The sequence below is a fragment of the Halalkalibacter lacteus genome (assembly GCF_036663595.1).
Taxonomy (GTDB): Bacteria; Bacillota; Bacilli; order Bacillales; family Bacillaceae_D; genus Halalkalibacter; species Halalkalibacter lacteus.
Genome location: NZ_JAWRVL010000013.1, coordinates 37,902 through 50,684 on the forward strand (window position 1 = coordinate 37,902; position 12,783 = coordinate 50,684).

General features: G+C 39.8%; 10 protein-coding genes. 7 read left to right on the forward strand and 3 right to left on the reverse strand.

Going from position 1 to position 12,783, the window contains the following annotated elements; genetic code table 11:
• Positions 1 to 222 precede the first annotated feature (222 nt).
• Positions 223 to 1,869 carry an InlB B-repeat-containing protein gene (locus SAZ04_RS11290; protein WP_332695126.1) on the reverse strand — a complete coding sequence of 549 codons (1,647 nt, stop codon included), beginning with the start codon at positions 1,867 to 1,869 and terminating at the stop codon, positions 223 to 225.
• Positions 1,870 to 2,194: 325 nt separating this feature from the next.
• Positions 2,195 to 4,408, reverse strand: coding sequence for a tail fiber domain-containing protein (locus SAZ04_RS11295; protein ID WP_332695128.1), 2,214 nt, complete (start codon positions 4,406 to 4,408; stop codon positions 2,195 to 2,197).
• A 262-nt stretch (positions 4,409 to 4,670) separates the two neighbouring features.
• On the opposite strand from SAZ04_RS11295, the gene cmk reads away from it, so the two are divergent.
• A complete protein-coding gene (gene cmk, locus SAZ04_RS11300; RefSeq protein ID WP_332695130.1) occupies positions 4,671 to 5,345 on the forward strand; it encodes a (d)CMP kinase in 675 nt (224 codons plus the stop codon).
• A gap of 231 nt (positions 5,346 to 5,576) precedes the next feature.
• Here the strand turns inward: cmk and SAZ04_RS11305 are convergent, their stop codons facing one another.
• Positions 5,577 to 6,485, reverse strand: a complete 909-nt coding sequence (locus SAZ04_RS11305; RefSeq protein WP_332695132.1) for an LCP family glycopolymer transferase — start codon at positions 6,483 to 6,485, stop codon at positions 5,577 to 5,579.
• A gap of 176 nt (positions 6,486 to 6,661) precedes the next feature.
• Between SAZ04_RS11305 and SAZ04_RS11310 the strand changes: the two genes are divergently transcribed.
• The 6 genes from SAZ04_RS11310 (at position 6,662) to SAZ04_RS11335 (ending at position 12,553) form a co-directional block, all read left to right on the forward strand.
• On the forward strand, positions 6,662 to 7,363 hold the full coding sequence (locus SAZ04_RS11310; protein ID WP_332695134.1) for a YveK family protein: 702 nt from the start codon (positions 6,662 to 6,664) through the stop codon (positions 7,361 to 7,363).
• 8 nt (positions 7,364 to 7,371) lie between these two features.
• Positions 7,372 to 8,067: a CpsD/CapB family tyrosine-protein kinase gene (locus SAZ04_RS11315; RefSeq protein WP_332695136.1), complete on the forward strand. Its 696-nt coding sequence runs from the start codon at positions 7,372 to 7,374 to the stop codon at positions 8,065 to 8,067.
• A gap of 35 nt (positions 8,068 to 8,102) precedes the next feature.
• The gene (locus SAZ04_RS11320) at positions 8,103 to 8,870 is read left to right on the forward strand and encodes a tyrosine-protein phosphatase (protein ID WP_332695138.1); all 768 of its coding nucleotides are present in this window, start codon (positions 8,103 to 8,105) and stop codon (positions 8,868 to 8,870) included.
• Between the two features lie 435 nt (positions 8,871 to 9,305).
• Positions 9,306 to 9,449, forward strand: a complete 144-nt coding sequence (locus SAZ04_RS11325) for a hypothetical protein (RefSeq protein ID WP_332695140.1) — start codon at positions 9,306 to 9,308, stop codon at positions 9,447 to 9,449.
• Positions 9,450 to 9,697: 248 nt separating this feature from the next.
• Positions 9,698 to 10,582 carry a UTP--glucose-1-phosphate uridylyltransferase GalU gene (gene galU, locus SAZ04_RS11330; protein ID WP_332695276.1) on the forward strand — a complete coding sequence of 295 codons (885 nt, stop codon included), beginning with the start codon at positions 9,698 to 9,700 and terminating at the stop codon, positions 10,580 to 10,582.
• Positions 10,583 to 10,732: 150 nt separating this feature from the next.
• Complete coding sequence (locus tag SAZ04_RS11335; RefSeq protein WP_332695142.1) at positions 10,733 to 12,553, forward strand: polysaccharide biosynthesis protein; 1,821 nt, start codon at positions 10,733 to 10,735, stop codon at positions 12,551 to 12,553.
• The last annotated feature ends 230 nt before the right edge of the window (positions 12,554 to 12,783 follow it).

Genomic DNA, 12,783 nt, shown 5'->3' on the forward strand with positions numbered 1-12,783 from the left:
GGAATGGCTACACTATAACCACAACCTTTCGTCAATTCTATACGTTTTTTCACAGTTTTACCTATTGGGTCCAATCATAAAACAATCGTTTGGTGGAGGCGATTACGAGCTTAATTGACAAAAAGGCAGGGTACTAGGTAAGAAAAAGGACCTCAAGAAAAATTCTTAAGGCCCTTTGGCTATCATTAGGTGGAAGGTGTTTGACTTAATTAAACAAAAGATTTAATCACCTTCATTTGTTTCCGGTTCAGACTTTTCTTCCTCTTCTTCATCAGCTATCTCCTCATCATCATTCTCAGGAGGAGTCTCATCTTCAGGCTTTGGTTCAGGCTTTGGCTCAGGTTTTGGCTCAGGTTTTGGCTCAGGCTTTGGCTCGGGCTTTGGCTCAGGTTTTGGCTCAGGTTTTGGCTCAGGCTTTGGCTCGGGCTTTGGCTCAGGTTTTGGTTCCGGTTTTGGCTCAGGCTTCGGTTCGGGCTTCGGTTCATTTTTGATAAAGACAGCTCTAAGTGATTTACTGTTATCCATCGTAACAGTAATTCGTTCATCTGATGATGTTAGTGAGCCTTCCCAGCCTTTAAAGGACCAGCCGTCACGTGGGCGAGCAGTTAAATTGACTGTTTCATTGTCGTTGAATGTAGAATCCAAAGAGCTTCTAATGATTTGTCCTTCTCCGGTAATGGAAACAGACAAAGAATGTAATGGCTCTTCTTCAAAAATGGCCCGTATTGTTAAATTACCTGTAACCGTGACAGTGGCAGGGTTATCTACTCCGTAAATATCACCACCCCAGCCTTTAAACGTCCAACCAGGATGAGGGTGAGCTTCAATCGTAATGGTACTGTCAAGTGGGTAGGAACTTTGCTCAGGTGATATGCTTACATCCCCTTGTCCTTCTTTTTCAATCGAAACGGTTTTGTTTTCGCCTGCGATCACAATATCAACTTTCTTTTGGAAATCCTCAAAACCGATCGTTGCTGTCGTTTTGCCTTCACGAAGAGCTGTAAATGTAGTTTCGAGCTCTTCAGTTGAACTAAATTCGCCAATTTTTTCATCCATCGTCCACTTAGGGGGAAAATCCATTGGTTCACCAGCTGCATCGAATCCTTCGGCAACTAGTGAAAGAGTTTGCCCGACAGCCAATGTTTCAAATTCCTCGTGGGTAACAACGATTTCTTCTAATACTTGCTCATGTACTTCTAGTTCTTTTTCGATGGAGAAGTTTCCTAATTTTGCCGTAACGACCGTCTCACCTAATTCATGTCCGAAGAATTCGACCGTATCTTTTGTTTCATCTTCTTCAAGTGTCCCAATCGTTTCATCCGCTGTGCTCCAGTCAGCTGAAAGTGGAAGCACTTCACCAGATTCTTTCTCCCATACTAGTGATAACGTACGGCTGTGACCTTGCTGAACGAATGGCCTCGAGTCGATTTTAATAGATTGTTCTAGTGATTTGTATGCATCTGCTAAAGAGGAAGAACTAGTCTGAGAAATACCCTCACTTAAAATTTGTAAGGCGCTCCCTATATTTACTTGACTCACATAAAGCGTAGATAAGTAAGAGTAGAACGTTCCCTCAGTTGGAAGTAGTTCAATTCCGTCTAGTAAGGTTGTTTCTGCCTCATCAAAATAGGAGAGGGTTAAGTAGCCTTCTGCTAGACCAAGGCGTGCCTTCACATGTAAAGGATCTAATTCTAACACGCTAAGATATGCTTCAATACTCTTTTCATACTCTTCTTTATCAAAGTGTTTTTTTGCTAATTGAATTTGCTTCGTTAAATTATCTGATTGAATCGCATGTACAGTAAAAATGCCCATTAATGAAATGATGATAATGCCAGAGAATATAAGTAAGATAAACTTTTTGTCCATTACGTTTATAAACACCTCTAATTCCTTATTTGATCCTAAAATTATTATAAAGAAAATTCCTATTTAAGGAAAGTAGATTCGTAGATTATGTCGTTTCTTGTCCAATATTTTAGTAGTGAATAGTATGAATGACCTTGTAACGATAACCATTCCATAACGAACTCATTTAGATATAGTTTGAGTAAAAAAAGCAGAATAAGGATCAAATCAATCACTCATTAAAGGGCACTGAAAAAGGTAAAAAGCAACCTTTTTCAGTGCCCTTAATCATTCTGCTTCTTGTAATTCAATTCATACTCTAAAAAGACGGTCTCATAAAAGAAACTTACGCTTTTTCTAATGCTGACAATCTTTCCTCTAAGCGCTTGTTCGTTCTTCGCATCAAAGCTGACTCTAGCATTAAGCATTCATCAGGACGGATGCTATAAAGACGCCCGGCAGATTTCACCTTTTTCATCTTTCCGGTCTTAACACTCATAATCGTTTCCTCGCCAGTTTCTTCATCTACAACTGTTTTCTCTTCTTCCATTTCTTCGTACATATCATCCCACTCATCATAACAAAGAATGCCGTAGTCAAACGCATTTAAACCATGACGTTTAAAGGCTATTTCTATTTCCTGTGCAATGATACCAAAGTGAGTCCTTGCCGCTTTTCCTTTTTCTTTCACAGCATCTTTAAAACGAAATTGCGAATACGCTACGTCTGACCAAGCGTCAAGGACTTTATCATTAATAGGTTTCATATCCTTTTTTGCGTTTTTGTCAGACGTGTTAATGGTACCAGTTCCTGCGTATACTTGCTTAAAGCGTAGGGATGAACTTCCTATGCTTGTGTTGTTATCAATAGAGGGACGGAAAGATGTATTGTCAAAAAAAGCAAGAGAATTAGCCCCTATTCGAAAACGAATGAGCGAGTCCGGTGCAGAGCGTAGGTCCAGCTCGCCAGCTGTTGAAACGATAGAAGGATTCGAGATGGTTGACAGAAATTTAAACCCCGTACTGTCTAACAACGCTGCAGCATTGTTACCATGACGAAACCGCACAGCCGACGATGGATCACCAGAGCGTAAATCTAATGTACCTGATGTTGCACCGAACCCATTAGCGTTCATTCTTCGTGTCGTTCTAGCTCCTTCTGAATCTCCTAGGGGAGCATAATTATCAAAAGCGACAGAAGAAGGAATAAACTGGAGATTAAGTTGCATCGGTAATCCCTCAGTAAATAGATTATCTGTTCGTTCCGTACAACTAATCGGTCCATACAAATCGGTGTTATCGAACGTAATCGTTGAACCATTTGGATTCTTTCTGTGATCACTTTGCCTTATTTCAATATGACACCCATAGAACATAACTCGATTTGCTCGGTCTAAACGAACTCGGTAAGGTTCGAATGAGGAAAAGCGAGTACCAAAAAAGCGCATGCCCTGTACTGTTTGGTTTGAGTTATTGGCAAATCCATCAATAAACAGACAACCACCAGCTGAGTCAGTTATGTAATTTCCACTTGCACCATTCCGTCTATAGTCACTGTGATGGTCTGTTCCGTATACTTGTCCTCCAAAAATAGTGAAGTCTGAAAATCCGAACGAACCCCGCCAATCAGGCACCGTCTTACCGAGCATTCCATCACTATAGTTCGAATTTGAGCCGCTTCTTATTGCACCTGCAACAAAGATCCCCCACTTACCACCTTTAATGAAGGGCTTGTACATCGTACAACCGTCTCCGCCACTCGTGTTATTTGTGTTGTCATAAGGATTCCCATTTAAATCATTAAATCTAGGTAAATTTGTCGCATGTGTAACATCATAATAAACACTTGCTTCCCTAAAGTAACCTAGTACATGGACATTATCGGTTATAAAGTTTGTCCGTGTACCTACAAAAATACCAACATCCCAATTCGCTCCGTAATGAGTAGGAGAATTGTTTTTCTTATCAAAATCTAGAAAAACAGTAAAGTCTTTTAATACGACGTTATCAGCTTGAATATTTAATGCCACTGATAGGGGATCGTCTTGTGGATCACTAACGTTTGCGCGGTGTTTTCGACGTGTGCGGACTCTTTTCTTGCCTGAACCTTGCACTAAAAACCCACTAATTTGCCGATAATCAAGTAACGAATCCTTCCCGTATCCAGCACCAGATCCAACACCTTCTATAACAACAGGAGACTTGACTTCGATTTCCCCAGTAATAACAGATACGCCTGGAATGATGATTTTTGTTTGATGTTTTTCAGCAAGAGCAAAAGCAGCTCGAATCGCTTCTGTATCGTCGGTGACACCATCCACCTTCGCACCGACTAAAGGCGCAGGGGGGTATTTTATATTGATTCCTCTATCTCCGATGATATGTCTCGTTTCCGTTACCTTTTCATTTAAATGCTTCAAATTGTCAGAAACGGATACTCCGTCCGTATCGATAATCTCGCTAGGATCAGTTGTATTCATTTGCATACTTCCAGCTTTATAGCCAAAAAAGACAGCTAAAAACCATAATAGGAAATTAGCTAAAAAATTTCTTCGATTCACAATATCCCCTCCTCCAAAACTATAACGTGAATCAACTAAGAAAATAAACTGTATTTACGTAAAATTTCATGTAAAGTTACGTTGTTATCTTGGTATTCTAGCAAGTAATAGAGGAAAGGAAAAGCTAAATCATGATTCCAAATGAAAAATGTAAAAATATATAGAAAGAATAATTGCTCTTTAAATATTGTCTGATGATATGGTAAGATATGACTTGATATTTATAGAGTGAGAGTGTCGAATAAACAGATGAGGTGTAAAAATGACAACTATCATTAACATAGCGATTGATGGCCCAGCTGGCGCAGGAAAAAGCACGGTAGCAAAATTAGTAGCAGAACATCTTTCTTATTTATATATTGATACAGGTGCGATGTACCGCACATTGGCTTACGCAGCCATTCAACATAAAGTAGATGTCCAAGACGGATCAGCGTTAAAGGCACTTCTCGATACGATCACGATTCAACTAATAAATGAAGAAGAAGGAACAAAGGTATTCGTAAACGATCAAGATGTAACAACAGACATCCGTACAGCAGAAGTGAATCAATATGTCCCACAAGTGGCAAGTCACGAAGCCGTACGACTCGAAATGGTCGAACGTCAAAGAAAGCTAGCAATGGAAGGAAATTCAATTCTTGATGGTAGAGATATAGGCACACATGTCTTGCCTGATGCTAAATTAAAAGTATTTCTAACCGCTTCTGTCGATGTACGCGCGGAACGCCGTCACGAAGAACAGATAAAAAAAGGCATGCCATCGAACGTAGAAGAGTTGAAAAAGGAAATTGCGAAGCGTGATGAGCTAGACTCGACACGAGCGGTTGCACCACTACGTAAGGCAAGTGATGCGGTTGAGCTAGATACGACGTCGCTTTCGATTGCGGATGTTGTCGACGCGATTATTGATCTTGTGAAGAGACCGGTTTTGTAGAAGGGTTTGGTTTGGCCCTTTGGCCATGCTTTGAGGGTCAGACCCTGTTTTTGGGAAGGGAGAATGGTGGCCATGATGGACAATCATTCTCCCTTTTTTCACTTACAAACTACCCAGCATAGAAGCTAATACAGCAATGGCTATTCCGACTGTTCATGCTCCAACGGTAATAACGATCTTCTTCAAAAACACCCTCTTAAAAGTAAGAGAGTGTTTGTCATAGTTCCTTCGCTATTCCAACTCCAAATGTCCACGCAATTCAGCTTGTACACGCTCGACTTCGTCATTGGGAATTTCTAAATAATAGATCCCGTCAATCTTTGTTCCGTTCCCTTTAATCTCCAACTGCTCAACCGAGTGACGAGCACCTCTATACTTCGATTGAACCTTCCACATTCCATCTAAATCCAAGTCCGTACGAACCGACTTCCCAACTTCATTTAAAATACTTCCCACTCTCGTAACCGAACTAATCTGAGCTCCTTCTTGAATGACCGCTTCGACAATCTGACGCTGCCGATCATTCCGACCGAAATCACCACGCGGATCTTCATAACGCATTCTTGAATAAGCAAGAGCTTTTTCACCGTTTAAGAAAAGTTCACCTTCCGGAAAAGTATAACCACTTTGTTTAAACTGAAACGAATTGGTAACAGCCACTCCGCCAAGCGCATCAACTAATCCTTTAAAGCCTTCCATGTTAATACTCACATAATGGTCGATCGGGATATCAAGAAAGTTCTCAACCGTATCCATCGTCATCTCCACGCCACCAAAAGCGTAGGCATGATTAATTTTATCGATCGTACCTCTTCCAACAATTTCCGTGCGCGTATCACGAGGAATACTCAGCATTTTCACCGAACGTTCCTTAGGATTCACGGTCATAACAATAATCGTATCCGATCGTCCAGAATGATGATCCCCGCGAGAGTCCACCCCAGCAATCAGAAACGAAATCGGCTGAGCACTGTCGACATCGACCTTTTCCTCACGCTTCTCAGTCACCCGATCAATTGGCTCATGAATTTCCTGAACCGTATCGGTAACAGATTTATATAAATAAAAACCGTAAGCAACAACAGCTATAAGCACAACACTAAACAAAAGACCTAGACTAATTAGCAGTTTCTTCTTCATATTTGTACGATCTCCTTATTGATTTTTATAAAATTCCCCAAAAAAGAATATAGATTCCTTTAGTCATTATAGGTAAATTGTAATAGAGGAGCAACAAAAAATTTCAACAGCTTTTGACAATCTATGATATAATCCATTTTATTGTAGTTACTAAATTTAGGAGGTTTTCAAGCAGAATGGAAGAAACAATTAGCTTAAAGGACATTTTTCTTACGTTAAAGAGGCGTATGAAGCTTATTATCATTATCCCAATTATTGCCGCATTAGTCAGTGCTCTTGTTAGCTACTACCTCTTAACACCCATTTACCAAAGCTCTACGCAAATTCTCGTCAATCAAACACAGAATGATCAAGCCTTTAGTCAAAATGATATCCGAACGAATCTCGAGCTTATTAATACGTACAACGTGATTATTAAAAGCCCTATTATTTTAGAAAAGGTCATAGAAGAAGCAAACCTTTCTGAGTCCGTTGGGGCATTAAATAGCAAAGTAAGCGTTGGAAGTCAAGACAATTCACAAGTTGTCAACATTACCGTTGAACATGAACAGCCTTCAACTGCAGCGCATATCGCGAACACGATTGCGACTGTCTTTCAGCGTGAAATTGTTTCGATTATGAGTGTCGACAATGTTAGTATTTTGTCCCAAGCTCAAGTAAGTGATTCACCATCGCCAATTAAACCGAATCCAACATTAAATATTGCAATTGCCCTTGTTGTAGGGTTAATGGCTGCTGTAGGACTAGCTTTCTTACTTGAATATTTAGATACGACAATGAAAACGGAAAAAGACATTGAAGATGTGCTAGAACTCCCTATTTTAGGAGTTGTCGCAACGTTGGATGAAAAAAGCGGAAAGAAAGTAAAGAAGGGGTGAAGTGAGCAGTGTCTCGAAAAGATAAGAAGTCTCAAGTACAGTTACAACGAAGTCTAGTTACGCAAGAAAGCAAGAGCTCACCGATTTCTGAGCAATACCGTACAATTCGAACGAATATTGAATTTTCTGCGGTCGACCGTGAAATTAAGACGATTCTTGTAACTTCCGCTGGACCAGCAGAAGGGAAGTCAACAACAGCTGCCAATTTAGCAGTCGTCATGGCGCAAAATGGAAATTCAGTCTTGTTATTAGATACGGATTTACGCAAACCAACGATCCATTACACATTTGGTGTTGCGAATATGAGTGGACTAACGAATGTGTTAACGAAGCAAGGTAGCTTAGAAGAATTGGTTCAAGAAACAAAGATTGAAAATCTATCAGTCCTACCATCGGGTCCAATTCCCCCAAACCCTGCTGAACTATTAAACTCACGAATGATGGGACTAGTACTAGAGCGTGCGAAAGAAATGTTCGACACAATTATTCTTGATACACCACCGGTTATGGCAGTAGCCGATGCACAGATCCTAGCAAGCAAATGTGACGGCACCATTTTGGTTGTTTCAAGTGGGAAAACAGAGCGTGAAGAAGTGAAGAAAGCAAAAGTCCAACTAGTAAATGCAAAAGCAAACATACTTGGAGCAATTTTAAATAATAAGAAAATTGATTCCGGTAGTTATTATTATTACAGCACGAAGTAATCGTAAGAAAACTAGACTAAGAGGAGGTTGTCAAAATGATCGATATTCATTGTCACATACTACCAGGTGTCGATGATGGTCCTAGTACGCTTGCAGAAAGTTTAGAATTAGCTAGACTAGCAGAATCAGAAGGGATCACGAAAATCATTGCGACACCTCATCACCAGCACCCAATGTTTGAAAATAGTGGTCCGTCTATTTTAAGAAAAGTAGAAGAGTTAAACGAAGCCTTTGAACAAGCAAACATCAACCTAACTGTGATCCCGTCACAGGAAATTCGAATACATGGGGAAGTCATTCAAAATATGGAATTAGGTGATGTCTTGCCTTTGACACCACAAAGTTCCTATCTTTTAGTTGAATTTCCGTCGAATGGTATTCCTCATTACACAACAAGACTGTTTTATGATTTGCAGATGAAAGGGTACACGCCAATCATTGCTCATCCGGAACGGAATAAAGTATTTGTAGAAAAGCCTGATCTGCTTTATGACATGGTGAAGACTGGCGTGTTAACACAAGTGACGGCATCAAGTTTAACAGGTCACCTCGGAAAAAAAGTGAAGAAATTCACCGAGCAACTAATTGACGCAAATTTAACGCACTTCATTGCCTCGGATGCACATAATCTAAATGAACGACCATTTCGTCTACGCGAGGCATACTCGGTACTGGAGGATGGATTTGGATTCGATGCAGTTTACCAGTATAAAGAAAATGCTGAGTTGCTGTTAGATACTCATTACGTACAAGTATTGCCACCAGAGCCTGTCAAGAAACGGAAAAGACTCTATTTCTTTTAAGATGTTATGTCTATATAACTATTAGAGCCAATAGTAGCTGTGGGAGTTAATTATTGGTTTTTTCTTGTGACTTTTTTCGCAACGCTTACATTTTTGCATGTGCAGAATATGTCGAAAGTTTGTATATATTAAATGTTGAATAATGTAAGATAAGCTATTACACTAGTAAGGTGTTAAAAAATTATGTAAATCTATGAGAATTTATTAGGCTAAGGAATTACTTAAAAACCATAATTATGCGTATATATATAAAATTTTATCAAGATACAATGCTTTAGTCTCATTATCGAAAGATGTCGATTAGTGTTATTGAGATATAGGCCTTAAGTCACTGTTGGTTTGTGAGCAAAATACAATTACTTAGATGAAAAAACAACGATGAGAGAGCACGAGAACATAATCTTGGGGTCTTTTTTTGTGAGGCGATGTAAAAAAATGAAACAAATAGATCAAATGCCCAAATCGATTGTAAAAGCAATTAGGTATATAAAGCAGGATGCACCGAAGGGAAAGCTCGATGCGATCCAGGAACTTTTAAAGCAAGCCATCGAGATGAGAAAGCAGCAAGAAACTCGCTAATACAAAAGAAGAGTTTATTGGCAATGTCTCCTTGCCGTTATCGATGGGGGCACTCGATCATGCTGTGGGTGAAAACCTTAGACGCTGTTGTCGTCGGTGGTGTGATGTGAGGAGGGGTTAGATGCCTCTTATTATATTTAAATTTATAAAAGTAGATAGAGCCTTAAGCTATTGATCTTAAAGAGAAGGTTAATAGCTTAAGGCTTTAATTGTATGTGATTAAAAGATAAATGGGGGTTACTACATTGATTAAAAAAGTACGAAAAGCTATCATACCAGCTGCGGGTCTTGGAACGAGGTTCCTGCCAGCAACGAAAGCTATGCCAAAGGAAATGTTACCAATCGTCGATAAACCAACAATTCAATACATCATTGAAGAGGCGATAGAAGCTGGAATTGAGGATATTATTATCGTGACCGGAAAAGGAAAGCGTGCAATTGAGGATCATTTTGATCACGCATTTGAATTAGAACAAAATTTGATTGAAAAAGAAAAGTTTGACTTACTAGATAAAGTTCAAAAAGCATCAAAAGTGGATATCCATTACATTCGACAAAAGGAACCGAAAGGATTAGGACATGCTGTATGGTGTGCTCGGAAGTTTATTGGAGATGAGCCGTTTGCGGTACTTCTTGGAGATGACATTGTTCAAGCTCAAATACCGTGTACAAAACAACTGATCGATGTGTATGAAAAAACAGGTTCGTCTGTCATCGGTGTTCAAACCATACCTGAGGATCAAACACATCGTTACGGAATTGTCGATCCGATCTCTCAAGAGGGAAGAGCGTATCAAGTGAGCAATTTCGTTGAAAAGCCAGCAAAGGGCACAGCGCCTTCTAATTTAGCGATTATGGGACGTTATTTATTAACGCCAGAAATCTTTGAATATCTAGAGAAGCAAGAAACGGGTGCTGGTGGTGAGATTCAGCTTACTGATGCAATTCAAAAATTAAATGAATTACAATCTGTCTACGCTTATGACTTTGAAGGAGAACGGTTTGATGTAGGGGAGAAGTTAGGGTTTGTCTTAACTACTTTGAAGTTTGCCCTGCAGAATGAAGAGTTGAGCCAGCCATTATTAAGAGAAATGGAAGAACTACTTAAAAAGCATAAGACTTTGAGTCATTAGATAAGAAGGAGGGGGGCAACCTCTCCTTTTATAAAAGGTTAAAGCTTTGATAAAGCCTTAACCTATGATTCTTCTAAAGTGAAAATCGGAATTATAGCTTAAGGTTTTATTATATGAAACGAAACGGGTAAAAAAGAAAGGGGAAAATTCATGTCCTATCGTAAACGAATAGCTGCATTGATGACCGTTGACTCGCTTATTGTACTAACAGCCATTTTTATTAGTTATTTCTTATTAATACCGTTAGCGAATCCTTTTACGGCGATCTTATTTGTCAGTTCTTTCACGTTGTTAGTTAGTCATCATCTATTTGCGCATGTCTATCATCTTTATAAAAAAGTATGGCAATATGCTAGTATTTCTGAACTGACAGGCATTTTTAAAGCTGTCACGTTCTCGATTATCGTAACGGGTGTTATTCAACTAGTCTTTTTCCAAGAAGTCTTCCTGCGAACGCTAGCGATTACGTGGATGATGCACATCCTTTTTATCGGAGGATCTCGCTTTTCATGGAGACTCGTTCGAGACCAGTATATTCAGCCAGCAAAAAACAAAAAAAATACCTTAATCATTGGTGCTGGTGCAGCTGGAACCATGGTTGTCAGACAGCTGCAACAAAGCCAAGAATCAGATATGAACTCAGTAGCGTTTATTGATGATGACGTAACAAAGCAAAACCTTGAAGTATTAAATCTACCAGTTGTTGGCGGGGTAGAAAAGATCGAAGAAACCGTTAATCAATTAAAAATCGAACATATCATCATTGCGATCCCTTCGTTAGATCAAAAAGAATTAAACACAATTTTCCAAGAATGTTCCAAAACAAAAGCAAAGACACAAATCCTTCCGCGGATCGAGGACATTATGTCAGGGAAAGTATCCGTAAATCAATTCCGCGATGTAGAAGTAGAAGACTTACTAGGACGTGAGCCTGTTGAACTCGATGTTGCCGGTATTGAGGAGTATGTAAAAGGAAAAACAGTCCTAGTTACAGGAGCGGGCGGGTCAATTGGTTCAGAGATTTGTCGTCAGATCTCAAAGTTTTCCCCAAAAGAGCTAGTTTTACTTGGGCACGGTGAGAATAGTATTTACTCGATTGAAATGGAGTTAAGAAGAACGGTACCAGAGTTAAACATCTCAACGGAAATTGCCGATGTTCAAGATCGAGATAAGATGTTCTCAATTATGGCTACTAGACAGCCACACGTAGTCTACCATGCAGCCGCTCATAAACACGTTCCATTAATGGAGCGTAATCCTGAAGAAGCGGTTAAGAATAACGTGATTGGAACGAAGAATGTAGCCGAGGCTGCAAGTGCAGCGAAAGTTAATACGTTTGTGATGGTATCGACCGATAAGGCGGTTAATCCTACGAGTGTGATGGGAGCGACAAAACGTATTGCTGAGATGGTTGTGCAGCATATGGATATGATTAGTGATACGAGATTTGTTGCGGTGCGGTTTGGGAATGTTCTTGGAAGTCGTGGAAGTGTAATACCGCTCTTTAAGCAACAAATTCAAAATGGTGGACCGTTGACGGTTACGCATCCAGATATGGTTCGCTATTTTATGACCATTCCAGAAGCATCAAGGTTGGTACTCCAAGCTGGGGCGCTTGCTGAAGGTGGAGAAGTGTTTGTGCTTGATATGGGAGAGCCGGTTAAGATAGTAGATTTGGCTCGTAACGTGATCAAGTTATCTGGTTATACGGAAGAGGAGATTCCGATTGTCTTTTCTGGCATGAGACCTGGGGAGAAGATGTTTGAGGAATTGCTTGGTGAGGATGAAGTGCATAGCGAGCAGGTTTATCCGAAAATTTACCGTGGGAAGACGCCTGAGGTTAATATTAATGTGACTTATGATTTGGTTGGACGGTTTGAAGGGCAGAGTCGTGAGGGGTTAAGGCAAGAGTTGTTGGATATTGCTAACTTTAGGGTTGGTGAGTTGAGGGTTTTGAGTGTGGTGGAATAGAACGATATATAAGTATAGTACAGGCCCGAATGGTTATTAAATGTTAATGAAAAAGAAGGAAATAAGTGTGTTTCTTTCTTTTTACTTTGTCCGAGCAATGTGACAGGATAACTTTGAATTGAATACAACACATGGGTAAATGGATTAGTTGGAATTACTGTTTAGTGGTTGGTTGGAAGAGGTGAGATTCCAATTAAGTACTAACAAACTAACTAAGGTTAAGGAGTTTT